Source organism: Tenacibaculum geojense, from assembly GCF_042676005.1.
GTDB classification, from domain to species: domain Bacteria; phylum Bacteroidota; class Bacteroidia; order Flavobacteriales; family Flavobacteriaceae; genus Polaribacter; species Polaribacter geojense.
The window spans coordinates 45,916-60,745 of sequence record NZ_JBHTJR010000022.1 but is presented as its reverse complement, the minus strand read 5'-3'; the positions used below and the strand labels follow the sequence as shown (position 1 = coordinate 60,745).

General features: G+C 34.8%; 25 protein-coding genes. 1 reads left to right on the top strand and 24 read right to left on the bottom strand.

Going from position 1 to position 14,830, the window contains the following annotated elements; translation table 11 throughout:
- Positions 1–4 precede the first annotated feature (4 nt).
- From ACFQ1U_RS04105 to ACFQ1U_RS03995, 23 genes are all read right to left on the bottom strand, one after another.
- Positions 5–574: a glycoside hydrolase family 108 protein gene (locus ACFQ1U_RS04105; protein WP_386105602.1), complete on the bottom strand. Its 570-nt coding sequence runs from the start codon at positions 572–574 to the stop codon at positions 5–7.
- A gap of 7 nt (positions 575–581) precedes the next feature.
- On the bottom strand, positions 582–1,067 hold the full coding sequence (locus tag ACFQ1U_RS04100) for a hypothetical protein (protein WP_348721721.1): 486 nt from the start codon (positions 1,065–1,067) through the stop codon (positions 582–584).
- Positions 1,068–1,069: 2 nt separating this feature from the next.
- Positions 1,070–1,573 (bottom strand): hypothetical protein, encoded by a 504-nt coding sequence (locus ACFQ1U_RS04095; protein ID WP_386105600.1) that lies wholly within the window; start codon positions 1,571–1,573, stop codon positions 1,070–1,072.
- Complete coding sequence (locus ACFQ1U_RS04090; RefSeq protein ID WP_386105598.1) at positions 1,560–1,940, bottom strand: hypothetical protein; 381 nt, start codon at positions 1,938–1,940, stop codon at positions 1,560–1,562. Before ACFQ1U_RS04090 ends, ACFQ1U_RS04095 begins: the two co-directional genes overlap by 14 nt.
- On the bottom strand, positions 1,940–2,437 hold the full coding sequence (locus ACFQ1U_RS04085; protein WP_386105596.1) for a hypothetical protein: 498 nt from the start codon (positions 2,435–2,437) through the stop codon (positions 1,940–1,942). The genes ACFQ1U_RS04090 and ACFQ1U_RS04085 overlap by 1 nt, the downstream gene beginning before the upstream one ends.
- Positions 2,438–2,455: 18 nt before the next feature.
- Positions 2,456–3,049, bottom strand: a complete 594-nt coding sequence (locus tag ACFQ1U_RS04080) for a hypothetical protein (RefSeq protein ID WP_386105594.1) — start codon at positions 3,047–3,049, stop codon at positions 2,456–2,458.
- A gap of 9 nt (positions 3,050–3,058) precedes the next feature.
- Positions 3,059–3,214: a hypothetical protein gene (locus ACFQ1U_RS04075; RefSeq protein ID WP_348721716.1), complete on the bottom strand. Its 156-nt coding sequence runs from the start codon at positions 3,212–3,214 to the stop codon at positions 3,059–3,061.
- Positions 3,201–4,100, bottom strand: coding sequence for a hypothetical protein (locus ACFQ1U_RS04070; protein ID WP_386105592.1), 900 nt, complete (start codon positions 4,098–4,100; stop codon positions 3,201–3,203). Before ACFQ1U_RS04070 ends, ACFQ1U_RS04075 begins: the two co-directional genes overlap by 14 nt.
- Positions 4,087–4,395, bottom strand: a complete 309-nt coding sequence (locus ACFQ1U_RS04065) for a hypothetical protein (RefSeq protein ID WP_386105590.1) — start codon at positions 4,393–4,395, stop codon at positions 4,087–4,089. Before ACFQ1U_RS04065 ends, ACFQ1U_RS04070 begins: the two co-directional genes overlap by 14 nt.
- A 1-nt stretch (position 4,396) precedes the next feature.
- On the bottom strand, positions 4,397–4,888 hold the full coding sequence (locus ACFQ1U_RS04060) for a hypothetical protein (RefSeq protein WP_386105588.1): 492 nt from the start codon (positions 4,886–4,888) through the stop codon (positions 4,397–4,399).
- 54 nt (positions 4,889–4,942) lie between these two features.
- Positions 4,943–5,539 (bottom strand): hypothetical protein, encoded by a 597-nt coding sequence (locus tag ACFQ1U_RS04055; protein ID WP_386105586.1) that lies wholly within the window; start codon positions 5,537–5,539, stop codon positions 4,943–4,945.
- 35 nt (positions 5,540–5,574) lie between these two features.
- Positions 5,575–5,988 (bottom strand): hypothetical protein, encoded by a 414-nt coding sequence (locus ACFQ1U_RS04050; protein ID WP_386105584.1) that lies wholly within the window; start codon positions 5,986–5,988, stop codon positions 5,575–5,577.
- 7 nt (positions 5,989–5,995) lie between these two features.
- Complete coding sequence (locus ACFQ1U_RS04045; RefSeq protein ID WP_386105582.1) at positions 5,996–6,517, bottom strand: hypothetical protein; 522 nt, start codon at positions 6,515–6,517, stop codon at positions 5,996–5,998.
- A gap of 12 nt (positions 6,518–6,529) precedes the next feature.
- Positions 6,530–7,249: a hypothetical protein gene (locus tag ACFQ1U_RS04040; RefSeq protein WP_386105580.1), complete on the bottom strand. Its 720-nt coding sequence runs from the start codon at positions 7,247–7,249 to the stop codon at positions 6,530–6,532.
- A gap of 1 nt (position 7,250) precedes the next feature.
- Positions 7,251–8,813, bottom strand: coding sequence for a hypothetical protein (locus tag ACFQ1U_RS04035; RefSeq protein ID WP_386105578.1), 1,563 nt, complete (start codon positions 8,811–8,813; stop codon positions 7,251–7,253).
- A gap of 111 nt (positions 8,814–8,924) precedes the next feature.
- Positions 8,925–9,155 carry a hypothetical protein gene (locus ACFQ1U_RS04030; protein ID WP_386105576.1) on the bottom strand — a complete coding sequence of 77 codons (231 nt, stop codon included), beginning with the start codon at positions 9,153–9,155 and terminating at the stop codon, positions 8,925–8,927.
- A gap of 18 nt (positions 9,156–9,173) precedes the next feature.
- Entirely contained in the window at positions 9,174–9,713 is a 540-nt protein-coding gene (locus ACFQ1U_RS04025; RefSeq protein WP_386105575.1) for a hypothetical protein, read from the bottom strand.
- A gap of 159 nt (positions 9,714–9,872) precedes the next feature.
- Positions 9,873–10,271 carry a hypothetical protein gene (locus tag ACFQ1U_RS04020; protein WP_386105573.1) on the bottom strand — a complete coding sequence of 133 codons (399 nt, stop codon included), beginning with the start codon at positions 10,269–10,271 and terminating at the stop codon, positions 9,873–9,875.
- A 6-nt stretch (positions 10,272–10,277) separates the two neighbouring features.
- Positions 10,278–10,904, bottom strand: coding sequence for a hypothetical protein (locus tag ACFQ1U_RS04015; RefSeq protein ID WP_386105571.1), 627 nt, complete (start codon positions 10,902–10,904; stop codon positions 10,278–10,280).
- Positions 10,891–11,142, bottom strand: a complete 252-nt coding sequence (locus tag ACFQ1U_RS04010; protein ID WP_386105569.1) for a hypothetical protein — start codon at positions 11,140–11,142, stop codon at positions 10,891–10,893. The genes ACFQ1U_RS04015 and ACFQ1U_RS04010 overlap by 14 nt, the downstream gene beginning before the upstream one ends.
- A 107-nt stretch (positions 11,143–11,249) precedes the next feature.
- Entirely contained in the window at positions 11,250–11,561 is a 312-nt protein-coding gene (locus ACFQ1U_RS04005; RefSeq protein ID WP_386105567.1) for a hypothetical protein, read from the bottom strand.
- A gap of 1 nt (position 11,562) precedes the next feature.
- Positions 11,563–13,371: a hypothetical protein gene (locus tag ACFQ1U_RS04000; RefSeq protein WP_386105565.1), complete on the bottom strand. Its 1,809-nt coding sequence runs from the start codon at positions 13,369–13,371 to the stop codon at positions 11,563–11,565.
- A 364-nt stretch (positions 13,372–13,735) separates the two neighbouring features.
- Complete coding sequence (locus ACFQ1U_RS03995) at positions 13,736–14,050, bottom strand: hypothetical protein (protein ID WP_386105563.1); 315 nt, start codon at positions 14,048–14,050, stop codon at positions 13,736–13,738.
- A gap of 146 nt (positions 14,051–14,196) precedes the next feature.
- Between ACFQ1U_RS03995 and ACFQ1U_RS03990 the strand changes: the two genes are divergently transcribed.
- Positions 14,197–14,610, top strand: a complete 414-nt coding sequence (locus ACFQ1U_RS03990) for a hypothetical protein (protein WP_386105562.1) — start codon at positions 14,197–14,199, stop codon at positions 14,608–14,610.
- Here the strand turns inward: ACFQ1U_RS03990 and ACFQ1U_RS03985 are convergent.
- On the bottom strand, positions 14,602–14,799 hold the full coding sequence (locus ACFQ1U_RS03985; RefSeq protein ID WP_386105560.1) for a hypothetical protein: 198 nt from the start codon (positions 14,797–14,799) through the stop codon (positions 14,602–14,604). The genes ACFQ1U_RS03990 and ACFQ1U_RS03985 overlap by 9 nt on opposite strands.
- Between the last annotated feature and the right edge of the window lie 31 nt (positions 14,800–14,830).

Here is a 14,830-nt window from a genome sequence, read left to right as displayed (position 1 = left end):
CTTGTTAGTAGGCTTGTTTTTTTTTTAGTTGTACGCCAAATTTTTGAGCAAGATCCACCACACGCTTTGTCCAACTTCTTCCAAAGTATTGGTAATCGCTTAGGCTTTTGTAATACGCAATTCTAGCATCGGCAATTTTCTCAAAAAACAAGGTGGGATTAACAGCATTGATGGCAGCCAAGGTTTGATTGCCTACTACACCATCTACCACTAATGATTTTCCAAAGTGTTTGTTTAAGGTTCTTTGTACAATTTTACCAGTAACTCTTGGATTGGCATTGATGGCATGATCTACTATCACTTCAGCAATACCTTGGTTGTGTATTTCATCAGCTCGCATTTTATCCCAAAACTCATTTTTAAAAAGCAAATGGGATTCTGCCTTGGTAATGTTTTTCATATCCTCAACTGATGGAGGAAAACCAATCACACGTTCATAAAACTTTGCAGAAACCCCATGATTAGTTCCCACACGTTCTCCGTTTGAATTATAATTGCCTTTGTCGTTTTTAAGATTTTGATAGCCACCTTCTGCCAGTTCGATAGAAGGTTTGAATACATTATAATTAGCCATTATTTTTTTAGAATTTGATTGTTTGGGTTGCTCCTAATGCTTTTACATCCAGTTCAAAAGAAAACTTATCTAGTAAGTCTTGTTTATCCTTACCACTAAGCTCATTAAGCAAGTATTGCGCACCTGTAAGCGAAGGGATTTCAATGTGTATGGTAGGCAAATCATAATACCCACCACTTGGTAGTTTTATCACAGAAGTATCCAAATTTGAAAACGCTAAGAGTTTGCCTGTTTTCTTTTCAAACACACGGATTACTTTAGCTTTTATAAATCCTGTATTGATATGTACATCTTCCACAGTAGGATTGATAATGCGAATGCCTAAATCCATGGAAAACTGTTTTAAAGAAAACTGCAAGTTTTTCAAACTGATAACCTGAAAATCCAAGTGATTTAGTACATGCTCAATAGCTGCTCTTTTTTTAGTTACAAAAGCAGATAAGGAAAAAAAAGCAATACCAGTTCCAATAAGTAAAAGCGTTTTTTTAGCCATGATTAAATCACTTTTAATTTTACGAGTAGGTACACAGCCACAAGGCTAATAGCAAAGAAGATTAAAAACCATTTGGGGATTCGGTACTTGATAATGGTTTGTATTTCCACCTTCTTTGCCTGTTGTTTTGTTACCTTTTGAATACTGTCTGATTTTTGTACCAGGGAATTTTCAATTCCTGCAATTTTACTAGTAATATCAAAGCCTTTAGCGGTGGTGTTATAGCGAATAGTATAACTATTTTGTCCGCTTTTTTTAAAGGTTTTAAAGTGCCATAGTTTTTGATGAATTACACTATCTACCAAACTATCACCTGTGGTGATGGGTAAAAAAATAGCATCATCAATAGCTTTGTGTATTTCGGTACTAACTACACTACGCGATTGTTGGTGTACTGAATCCTTTTTGTGCATGGTTGTTTCCACAAGCCTGTGCTTCGAGGAAGCACAAGCCATGAAAACCAAACAAACAAGGACAGCAGCGATTAATAAGTTAATAGGTTTCAAGAGTTCCAAATTTTTGTTCGTATTGCGTTATTTTTTGTTTTTGTGAGGCAATAATGATGTTTTGCCTTTTTATGATATCCTCTTGTTGTTCAATGATAGCATCCAATTGTTTGTTGATTTTTTCCACTTCAGCTACGTGGTCTTTCAAAAAATCAGTTCTACCATGGTAATCTTTTTTGAGGTTTTCTAACATTTGAGACTTGATCTCAAATTCGAGCCTGTAGTTTTCTAGCTTCTTTTCATAGGCTAAAAACTCTGCTTCGCGTTGATGGGTTACTCTTGTTTTTTTACCTAGAAAAAACATAAGAATAGATCCCAAAGTGCCTGCGATGGGTTGCCAGTTTTGAAGGAGGTAATCCAAAATCATTAGCTTTTCTTTTTCTCATCATCAGCACTTGCATAAATAATGGCTAAAGTAGCTGCCAGTCCAAGTAAGGCTAATCCAGTTTTTCGTTTGGGTTTAATCACCACTTCATCCAAAGCATCAAAGCTTTCATTCATTTGTACCTTATCGGTTAAATCACTTGCTTTAATGGTTATTTTACCATAGCCAACATGGGTGATCTCTAACATATCATCTGCTTGGGCAGGGATGATAAAACGTCCATCTTTTTCAGTAACAGTTGTAGCTCCGTTACTTAAATTATGAATGTGTACCGTTTCAGGTTTAAAAGGATTTCCTGTAACTCCATCTATGATTTGAGAGCCAAAGGCAGATTGCTTTTTAGTTTCAGTAAAAGGCATTGCTGCATATTGCCTAGTTTTACAACCGCATTTTTTTTCATTAGGACTTAATACCGTTGTTTTAATAAGTTGTTGTTCAGGACATGCCAGTCCGTAAATTGGTAAACCGTTATTTTTCATTTCTTTTTCTTTTCTTTTTTAGAATATTAATCCAGCACTCTCCACACGATGTTTTATGGTGTTGTATAAAGTCTCATCCCAAAAAGGATCTACTTCTGCTTTTAACCAGTAGATTAAATCATAAGCTTCAGCGGTTTTCTTAGCAACGTAACTAGTAGGTGTACCGCCTGCAAATCTTTTTCTTTTGGCAAAAGCATTAAATACTAGTTTAAAATCATCCCCTGTTTGTATCTTTTTAAATACATCCGCAATTTTCTGTTCATCTGTAGCAGGTAAGCCTATAAACGTAGTCGCGTTCATAGCATCTAATAACGACTTGGCAAGGTTTACCGATTCTTGACTAGAAATGGTAAGATTGTTAGTAGCAGGAGTGATTTCAGGCTCTATAAAATCCACCGCTTCCGATTCAAAAGCTTCTCCTACTCGTTGAAAACTTTTTTTAATTTCTCGAATGGCTAGAATGCCTAAAATCACACCTGTACCCAGTAAAAAAGCATTTTTGTTTTCGATAATGAAACTGCTAGTTTCATTGGCTTTTTTAATGGTTTTCTTAACATTTTCTTTGGTAGCAATTTTACCCACTTTGTTAGACAAACTTTTTTTCTTTTTCATAGCAACTTTTTATTTTAAAAAGCCCTTAACCATTCCAAACATTATAGGGTTAGAAAAATATTCAATGGCTTTTTTGTTATTGGCTAAGCTTGCCATTCTAGTAAGTACTGGTTCTGACAATTGGCTTAGGGTTTGTAATGCTTTTTCTTTCTTAGGATCTGCCATGTTGTTCTTTTTTATTGATTAATGCCATAATTTGTTCTATAAATCCTTGTTCCCAATTCTCTAAGATGTAATGGATCACACCTGTTTGTTCATCACTAAAATTGGGGGATTGTATTTTTTCGATAGCCATTTCTTTGATGGGTGAAACTGCTACGATTGGATTTCCTAATTGTGAAGGAATTGAAACAGGATTGGTTTTAGCTGCAAAAGCATCCAAGGCTTTTGGAATAATTGCGCCCAAGGTTTCCAATACTTTTGCACCGCCTTCAGAATCCAAGAAACTTTTTTGATTTAACTTGTCTCTTTCTCGATCAATTTCAGCACGTTCTTTAGCCGTGGCAATTTTAATTTCTAAAGAGCTGTTTGCTTCTTTTAAAACACGGATTTCAGAATTAGCATTTTTAAGCTTCTCTTCTAAATCTTCACATGTTTTTTTATAGTCTTTACCACGTTCAGCCTCTACCATCTTACCAATGAGTTCAGGTGCGCCTAAGTAGCCCAAGCCAAAATTTTGAGCAGGTGGATCTACTTCTTTAGGAGCTTGTGGTATGGGGTTTGTGGTAGGAGTTGGCGTGTTCATGGTAGGTGCTGCTGTTGTTAAATCTTGGGTGATTTCTTCAAAAGTTCTGTAGGTTGTTTTGTTGTTTTTGGTGTACATTTTTACTAGGGTAAATTGCACATCGGTTTCAAATCCGTTTTGAGGTAACTTTACAAGTAAATTATCGATACCGCCAAACTGCTTGTCAATATCATCAAGGGTAAAAGCAAACTTTTGACTTCCTTGCCTTTTTTTTAACCGACGATTGCCACTTTGGATTCGGATAGCGTTATCAGAATCAGCCTGAAGATGCTGCGATAATGTAGTTGTTAAGTTATGATTCATCACAATATAAATACCTTACGGTTGCTATTTTTGGGGTGTTTCTAGTTGTTTTTGTGCCGTTTTCGACAAACGAAAATTTTATTTTTCCACCTGTAATAGGAACAGGTGATTCCAGTACAAAAGCATTATAATCTTCTCGAATGAGTTGTTTTGATCCGTCTTGTACCATAAGTGGTGTGCTTGATCTTGGTACAAAAACTTCTAACTTATAGATCCCTTTTTTACAGTTTTGAAGCGTAGCGATATCAATCTCAAAATCTGAATGAAAAGTATCTGTTCCAAATAATGCTTTTTTCATGTTAACACTCACAGTTTTCTTGTTCGATAATAAAAACAAACTCACCACAAATAGGCGTGTTACCGAGTGTTTTCCATACTATTTTAAGTAAGGTGTCTGCCGTGTTACTCATGTGGATATTTTTAAATCCGTCAATATGCCCACCTGATTTATGGCGGTAATCGCTAATATCTGTAGTGGCAGTAATTTCCTGACTTTTGGAATCATACATGGAAATATCAGTTTGCGACCAACGGCTATTTGGCAATGCCATGGCAGGCAACCTTCCAATAGATTCCGATTCACTAGGAAATGGGCTTCCACTTGTTTGAGGTTCAACTATTACATACGGATTCCAAGTAACCCCAACTACTTTTCCTGCGGGAATCGTTGTTTTTTCACTTCCTGATAAATACTTTGCAAAGGGATTGAGAAAGTTATCTTCATCAATTTCTATCAAATCAGGATTTAATAATTCAGGGTTTATTTTAACTCTATGATAAACTCTTAACATGATTTTGGGATTAAAAGCTTACATACCAAGGGCATGTAAGCTTTGGGTTTTATATTATCTTTTTTGGAAAGTCTCGTAGCCTCTAAAAACTACCGATACAAAAATTGATTTTCCATCGTCTAAAGCAGCAGGTGTTACGCCATCAGGAAATTCAATTTCAATTTCAACCTTGTCTTTAGGTTTTAATAAGGTTAAGGCAAGTTCACGGTACTTTTTGTAAGAACCTTCTTGTCCGTTTAAAATGGCAGAAATAGGTAAGCTAATTAAACGCTCATTTTTTTGGCTAAGGTTTAAGTTAGCAAATTGGAAGGCTGCTAATTGAGGCCCCGTTAATGTTTTAGTGAAATCCACATTGTATGGCTTTGCACTTGCATCGGAAACGGTTAAGTTTACTGCAATACCATCAATAGCAAAAGCTCTTCCTTCCTCTAATTTGTTCCCATCAAAATTGGTAACCCCAATTTCATTATCTGTAGAACCTATTAATAAAGGTAATTTTCCACCACCAACGGTAATGGCTTTGTTGACATACAACTCCGATTCCATCGGTTTTATCTTTGCGCCAATCCCAAACATTGGGTTCATTGCATGGTTTTCTTGAAAGAATGTAAAAGCTCTTAAATAAGCTTCTTTGTTGGATAAGTAATTCATCTTTTTCTAATATCTAATTTATAATTGTTTATAGGTTACATTTCAAATGTTACGCCTGTAACATCTTCAAAATCGGTATCAATGGTACTAGCAGCAGAAAAATCTGCATATCCCATTCTAAACTCTACGGGATTGTCATAATCTCCAATAGGTGTACCCAAGGCAGTACTTACCAGGGCATTGTCTTTCATGTTTTCACCTACGGCTTCTTTGATCCAGTAGCCTGCTTGGGTGGCTGCTGTTCCCAAGGCTAAATCTTGTACAATGGCTTTTCCTGTAGTGCTTCTGTCTAAAAGTGCTGCACCTACTGCGCCTAAAAGCACTAAACCACCACGCTTTACATGCATGTTTTTAACAGGAAGTTTATCGGCTACAATTCTAGAACCTGCACTACCTACTGTTAAGGCTACTGTTCTTTGTAAAGAATCTTTAATTGCTTTCTTTTTCATTTTTATATTACTTTTTCTTTGTGTTACTAATTATCATTAAACTACCACCTACAAGCACCAAAACTCCCACGCCAATCCCTACATACAAAAGGGTATTGTCTTTTTTAGCAGGCACGTTACTGTTTTGTGCCATTTGTTGCTGCATGATTTGCATCATTTGATTTACCGAGGTTTGATTGGCAGCAGCTTGCTCTTGAAGTTTACTGATTAGAATGGGTGTGATATTTTCTTTTTGTCCACCACCTTGACCTTGCACATAGACATCTTTTCCGTTTTTAGCAGCTTCAATTTGCGCCCAAGTCATTCCGCCTTTTAACAGGGTATCTAACAATCCGTTCAGGTTAAAATCGGAGAAAAACCCACCTGAAGATTGACTTTGTGAACTGGAACTTTGACTAGCGGTATCACCTACATTAAAATCAGGTAGGTCTAAAAAACCATCCACATCTCCAAAATCTTTAGGCAATCCAAGTCCACTTGTATTTTGATTGGTGGCTGATTCTAGCATCATTTTTTGCATTAAACTCATCTTTCTTCTTTTTTAGGCTTGAACTTTTTTAGCAACTCTTTTTGGTTTCTTACGGTTGTTATACAGATACACACCTGTTCCCACCGCTACCAAACCACCAATGATTAAAGGCGCATTTTCTTTCACCTGTCCAATCAAATCACTTTTTTTAGCATTGCTTTTTCCTGCTCCAGAGGTAATTTCTTGTTGGGCATTGTCTCTTTTGGCTTTAAAGACTTCAATTTTGGTTTGAACTGCTCTAATTTTACTTTTAACCGCTTCAATTCTTTGTTGGTTTTGTTGGATCACCAAACCAGCTTCTTTGATACCATCGTTTTGTTGTCGCTCAAGGGTCTGCATCGCCCCTTTAACTTCTCCCAAGGCTTTTTCTGCTTCTCTTAATGAGGCTTCGGCTTTTTTGCGTTTTGATACCGCACCGTTACACCAAGCTCCTAAACCTGTAGTGTCTACACCAATAGCCGAGGCAATGGCGAGTTCTTTTTCTAAATCTCTTTGATAATTTTTTAAATCATCATCAAGCTTTCTAACTTGTTTTTTAAGGTTTTCCCATTCGGCTGCTTGTGCGCCATTTTTTAAAGAGTTCAGTTTCTTTTTGTACTCTTCTTGCTGCGCCCATACACCTTTGGCTTTTTTGTTCATTTTATCGGCAATGCCGTTGGAAGGACAAAAACCATCAAACCATCCGTTTAAAGAGGTGTGAAACGCTCTTGGGTCTTTTACTGTGAAATACATATTATTCTTCTTTTTCGGTATTTATAGCAATTAATAGGGCGGCAATAGCAATGCCTACGCCTAGTTGTATTTTATCTTTTTTGCGTTTTTTTGCGCGTTTGTTCGCTGCTACTTCTTCTAAAAATCGTGCTTGGTATTCTTGTAGTGATTTTTGATTGGCCTGCAGGTTCGCTAGCTCAATTTGACGAATGAATTTTGAGTACTCATCATCATACTTTAACCACACCGCATTCATTTCATTTTGTAAAGGCTGCTCTAAGTAGTACAGCATTTCACCACCTATATGAAACTTGGCTCTAAGGGCAACCACTTTATCTAGTATGGGTTGTACTTCTTTGCCATACTCTTGGTGGCGGTTGTCTTTGTATTTATTTTGTAAGTAGGTTTTATTCTCTAAGATCCATTCTTTGGGATTTTCTCTAAATCCTAAAACAGGCTCTATCGGATAAAGACTTTTATCCTGTTCTATTTTGATAAATCGATAATCGGCAACAATGGTATTGCTGTCGTTTTCGATCACAAAGTAAAGTGTGCGTTGATTTACATTGGCACTACCAATGTACTCGGTAAACTTAAACTGGGTATAGGTCTTTTTAAAGTTGTTGTAGAAAATGTCAAATACTTTTTTGATCTCTTCTGCATACTTCAAGGCAGTAGACAAGGTATCAGCAATACAACTATCACGCTGACTATAGGCGGTTTCGTTTCGTAAATGCGCAATCCCTAAATCCAGTTCTTTAAAAATATCATTAAAGATATGTTCTGCTCTTACGCTGTTATTAATGGTAATGGCATGAACTAGGTTGTTGATTTTTCTAGTTAAGGGAGCTTGCAGGTCGCGTTGTAGTTTGAGCTGTACAATGGGTAATTCATAGGCTGCATCATCACACCCCATGATCTCATTTAAAAAGCCTTGGATCAGTAAATCCGTTACCACCGCAATAACTTTAGCAGCTGATTGTTGAAGTTCCATACCAATTACAGATCCTAACCTATCTTTTTTGGATAAGTACACATCATCTTTTTGATAAAACTGTACTTCTTCTGTAATTTTTAAAGTGCCATCTATGGTAAAATAGCCTTGGTTTAAATTGTTTGTTTTTTGGTTTTTCGGAACAACTACGTACACATGACTATATCCTTCTCCTTCATTTTGGATTACTCTTCTTAGGTAATGATTAATACCAAGGTTTAATAACACGGTACTAGCAAAAATACTGTAGGATTTACAGTCAATTCCTTGGGTTCGATCACTCCATGAACAGGCAGGACTTCTTAATTTTTGCTCGTAACCATCAATTTTATACTGAAAATGATGGTATAAAAAACTGTGTAATTCTTTACATAACTGGGCAAGTGATAAATTCTTAAAAAGGGTATTGGCTAATAGCTCGGTATGGTGTACATGCTCTTTTGACCACTTTGCCATATTATCGATAGCCACTTTAGTATCTCCGTTGGCTAATAAAGTACTACTGCAATCACTAAAAGGCATTAAGCGATCATGCTCAATGCCTTTTTTAAGGGGTCTGTGTAATAGAATATTTATTGTTTCAGGATTCAATACTATTGCTTTAGGCTGCAATACTATCGTATAAAATCCGTTAACTGCTAGGCTAATTAAAGCCACTTTAGCTACTGTAAACTACTGATAATTAAAGTTTCATAAAGTAATTTAAAACAATCTTTGCAGGTCGTGATCTTTGATAAATTGATCTACTTCAGGGATTTTAAATATCCGAATGTTTACGGCTTTTTCAAGAGGCAGATTTCTGTTTTTTGCCACTATTTCGCTAATTTCTCGTTTCATAGCATCGTGAGAAATTACATAATCATTGAAAAAATCATAAAACTTATGCTTTGGTAATATGGGTTTGTATTTTTCTCTTTTTTCTTGACTGTTCATTGTAGGGGTATTTAGGGATTAGTTAGTTCGCTGCCATGTTTTTAATTCGTAGCTATGGGTTAGCTCATCATTGATATATTGATAGGTTTTTAACGGATAGGCAATATTGGTGGTAGTTCCTGCCATTAAGATATGGGATAAGGTGTTTTGATTGGGGTACAGATAATAGTAATACAAGGTAATTCTTGCCGTTGTACTGGTAAACTGCAGCACATATTCTTCTTTGGCTATTCGGTTGTTAGCATCATACTTTATAGGACTTTGCGTGTTGGAAACTGCCTTGGCAAAGAGGTACATGGTTTCATAATCACTTATGTTTAAAAACTGGGTGTACAAAGTATCTTCCTGTGTTACTTCAGGGCTGCCATTGGCTGCTATTTGATTATTGAAACGATATAAAAATTCTGAAGCAGTAGGCACGTTTGTATTTTGTAGTTGGATCTTATCGTGGGCAAAGTTTGCCGTAAATCCATTTTTTTCATCGGTAGGATTTCCAGAGGTATTGATTAAAATTGCGTTTTCGATACGTGGATGCCTAAAAACGAACACAAAAGGCAACACTCCAAGGATTTGATTTTGCTGATTTTTAAGTACAATGTTGCCATTTTTTTCTTGTGAAATATTCATAAATTAAGTGTTAGGATGTTATGTTTAATGCTTTATAATCACTATATTTGATATGGCTTTAAAAGCCACTTTTTCTTTTTCATAGCAATTTTACCATCCAATTACTTTGGATGGTTTTTTTTTGTTTTTTGCGTAGGTTAAATAATGGGTAACTTTCACATAACATTGATACGCTTGTACAATACCTACTGAAGGATCATAAAACACATTATCTGCCTTTACCACAAAATGACCTGTTTCATTAGGGTAGCAAATTCTAACAATGCTATTGTTGGGAATCTCTTGAAAATCGACATCTATTTTATCAACTAACTCCGTTGTGTAACCGTGACTATCTAAATACTTTTGTAAATCGTTTTTGATATGGGTACTCCAATGCTTTCCTGTTTCTTGAATCACTTCTAAAAGGGAGCTTTGAGTTATCATAGCCAAACATGCTTGTCCGCATTGCATGGAATGGTAAGGTTGTGCTATAAATACTAGTTTCATGGGGTTTTACTTTTTATGAGTACATCTGCCTTTGTGCGCATCGCGTGATTTTTTGCTCGGAAACACAGCGTCACAATACGGACAGGCTTTTTCGCTAATAGTCTGCTCTATGTTTTTTAATTCCTGCTTTTTAGTTGCTAGGGTTTGCTCAACACTTGCTAAATGAGTGCTGCAACTTGCTATGTTTTGCTTTATGGCTGCTAGGTTTTGCGCATTGTTTGCTTTTTGTTGCTTTTCTTTTGCTTTTTCAACAAATACCTGATTCAACCAATAGCCTAAGTAGGTAACAAAGGCGCAAAAAATTAAAAGATTGGTAATATCAATAACACTTTCTTGGTGAAGTACATCGGTAATTACACAAAGAACTAAAAAGTCAAAAAGCGCAATGGACGTAATTACCCATTCTTTATTGGAACTGATATTTACGGCAATGTTTAACATGGCTCTGGATATAAAGTACCCGAAAAAAAGTGCAGGAATTACTCGTAGGTATTCATTGGGTAATAAGTATTCAAATAGCTTGTAAAAAAAGGCGGCTTGCTTAATGCCATAAAAGATCCCGAAACTAATAATAGAATAGGACAACGAGTTCATGGAAGTAAGCCTGGTATGAATTTCATTAGTTGGTTTCATAGTGAGTTTTTGAAGTGGTTTTACTGTCTAAAAGATGAATGGAAGCCTGAAGGGTTTGCTGTTGAAATACCGATTCACTTTCTCCAATATGATGGATTAGAATGTTTTTCAATCCCCATGCTTCATGGAATTTTAAGGTTATTACTGTTTTTTTATGGGATGTTAACAAGTCTAAATTCTTTTGAAGTGTACGTTTCTTTTTTTCAAACAAATCAGACAAATCCACTCCAATAGACATTTCTAGTTTCTCTTGGTTAGATAGGCTGTTGAAATTAACCTGATAGAGTTTGTTTAATAGCGAGCTAATACTAATAATCTGCTCTACTGAAAAGCTATATTTTACTTTCATACCGTAATGCTTTTTAATAGTTGTCCTGTAGTATTGCTGTAGAAGTTGATCTTATTGGTTTTTCCTGCATATTCAGAATTTAAAAACCTACGTTGCATTCCTTCTATTAATGCGTTGATATTCTTACGGTTTTTACTAATATGATTATACCAAACAGGATTTACCAGTCGTCCGCTTTTAGAGGGATATTTTAAATAGTTAAAGCCATTTTTAAGTAAAATAACCATCTTTACCTCACTACAATTCGGACAGGTAATTTTATTGTTTTGTCCGCATTGACATTTTTTGTTTTTGAATCCTTGTTCCATCTTATGCTAGGTTTATGTGTTGATATTCTATGATGCTTGTTAATTGTAATAAGTAATCTTGTGGCAGGTTAAACTGTACATAGTCATACAATTGCTTTTTAGTATACGCGCCATTTTCAAACTTTTTAATGGCATTGGTAAGCTTTTGCTGATAACTTAATCTTCGTTTTCTGTTGTTGGCTGCTGTTACTTTTTGCGTAGCTTCTTGCGCTTTTTTTGCTTTTTTCTGCAAATGCTTTTTCCATACAGGATGCAATCCGTAAAAACCAATTTCCTTTTTAGTTGTTCTTGTAGTATCAAAATAGGCATACGGAAAAAGCGCATTAACTTTATGGGATTCAAACCAGTTTCTTGCAAAATTGAGTTTCCATCGGTATTCTTTTAATTTCTGAATGATGGTAGATTTATTAACCATGTTTTTAAATAGTTGCTCGCTTAATAATTGGATGGTTTTAACCCATTCACCCACATACACCGAATGGTTTTTCCAGATCTTAGCGGAAGATTTAATGAAATCTTGAATCACGATTTGTTTGAAATCTTCAGTACTCACAAGGGCATATTGCTCCACTTTTTCAAGGTAGCTATACGGAAGTCCTTTGTGATTTTGATAAGCCCCATCACTAAGTTTTTGCGCAAAATTTGAAACGGATAGCTTTCTAGCTAAGAAGTTTTGTTGCAGGATTTGTGGTCTTTTGGCAGGCGTCTTTTGCGTTAAAAATTGCGGTAGTTGTATTTTTTGCCCGCCTTCAATTTTTATTTTGTTACTTATCCCTTTGGTGTTCTTGTAGCTGTCCGCAGGACATACAGCGTTGCTTTCGTTTTCTTGAAGCATCGAACCGCATTTATTCCCAACTGTGCTAATTGCACAGTCCTTTATTTTTTCTTCTTTTAATAAAATAGTTCTAGTACAATCCTTACTATTATGAAAACTTTGCTTTTTTTCTTGGTTAACTAACTGGTTGTTAACCTGTAAACTTTTTGGCGGATTACCATCCAAAACTTTCAAAATATCCCATGAAATATTCACAAACACAGGCTTTTGATGGTTGATAAATCGATAGTTTATTAAGATGCCTGCTTCTCTAAGCCTTTTAACGTGGTTTTGAACGCTTCTTTTAGTTAAATCCAGTCTTTGTATGTTATTCTTCTTAAAAGTGACTAAATCATTATGATTCAGTCTTAGTTTATACATGTTAGATTTCTCAATCCTGGTGGATTCTCTTCGGTTTAGCTTTACAAGGTTGTTGGTTTTTAATTGGGAGGCATAAAACCATAACAATAGCTCAAAAATAAGTTCCGTTTGAAACTTAATTGTTGGGATTCTTTTTTTAGCAATAATGGCATTGGTGGCATTAATTGCTGTTACTTGCTCATTATAATCAGCCGTAAACAAATGATTATTGCGTTTTTCAAATGCTTTTTTTTGCGCTTTTTCCGTTTCTGATAACTCGGCACTTGCTTTGACCTTTTGCTTGTTGTACTGGGTTATTTCTTTATTGATCGCTTTTACTTTTGCATTGTAGTTATGTACATACAATCGGTAATTATCCATGGTTTGATGGATTGCTTCACGATCTAAATACGGATAATTTAGGTAAGAGTAATTGGGTTTAGCTACTTGATACCCTGCACCACGCTTGGGTATAAGCATTCCATGGGTGTTATTGAATCGCTCAACCTCTAGGTTAAATTCTTTGTCAGATAACTTGTTTCTTTGAGCGTTATCAAGAAAGTTTTTAATCGTAAAATTTGTAATACTACTTAGTTGAACTTTACGAAGGTTGTCCTGAACTTGTTGGTTATACAAACCAACTTCAGAGAATACTTTTGCGTTTTTTTGCGCAAAAGTATGACTGTTTTTGCTACTTTTGTACATGATAGGTGTGTATTAAAATGCATGCTATATTTTTATAGAAAGTGGTAGAGGGTCTCAAGTTCTAGCCACTTTCTTTTTGTATAGGGGTGATTGATTTTAACTGCTATCCTGTCAATGTTTTTTGATACTTCATATAATGACCTTTTTTAGTTTTCGTTTTAAAAAGCAACCCACAAACACTTTAATAAAGGTCAAAAAATTAAATGTTCTAAATGAACTCGAATGTGGGTTACTTTATTGATAAGTATTACTTATCCTTTGGTATTGTTTATTTCTTGACCTTTGGTTTTATAATTTACGCAGACAACCTATTTAGTTCTTTTTCAATAGATTGAATTTGATATTTCCATGCTGAATTATTGTGTTCGCCAGAAATACAAACTAAAAGAGAATCTTCACATTCTCTTTGTTTTTTTAGCCAATAGTTTGTTATTCCGAACATAGCTACGGCTTCTTTTGAAGTAATATATTTTTTCCTGTGATCTACTCTATTGCTTAGATTTATATTTGTAATCATTTCTTGTAGATCTGTTTTTTTTATTAAAACTAGACCTTCTTTTAGTAAAGCCTGAACAATATTCTCTGAATTAAGTTGTTTGGTTAATGACATTATATTTTGACCTAATTATAATAGTAAATTATATGTTTTTACTATATTTGTTCATATCCGAAAGCAAATATACGAACTATTTTCGTTTTAAACGAACAAAAACGAAATATTTAATTAGTCTTATGTTATCCTTAAAATATTAATTAATGGAAGATTTTTACGATAAAGTCATAAAATACAAAAAAGAGAAAGAGTTAACATACAGTGATTTAGGAAAAATAATCAATGTAACTGGTGATACTTTTAGAATGGCTGTAAGTAGAAAAACTTTGTCAGATCAACGAAAAGAGAAAATCTTAAACCACATAAAAAGCGAACAAAACGAACAAAACCGAAATAGATCAGGTTTATTTTTGTTTAAAGATGGGGTTAAGGTAAGCTTGGAGGAAATGATATCTTTTATTACCATTAACATTAAGGAAATTAAAAAATCAGGAGAGTTAGAATTTCTTATTGAAGCAATTAATACTGTTGAAAATATAGATCGATACAACACTCTTTCATCTGAAATAGAGAAAATAAAAAGTTTACTTGAGAGAAATAAAGAGTTTTTAAAGTAAAATAGGTAAATCTTTAAATATTTCTTTGAGGTTTGATTTTACTTGATTTCTTACTTCTTCTTCCTCCTCTTTTAATTTTTCTAATGCTTTTTCTGCTTCACTAATAGTACTTTCTTCAAGAAGAACTTTTTTCTGTTCTTCATCTATCTTTATCTTTTTAGAGTTAACTAACTTTTTAAACAATTTCATTTTTCAGGAGGGGACTTTTTACAATGGTAAT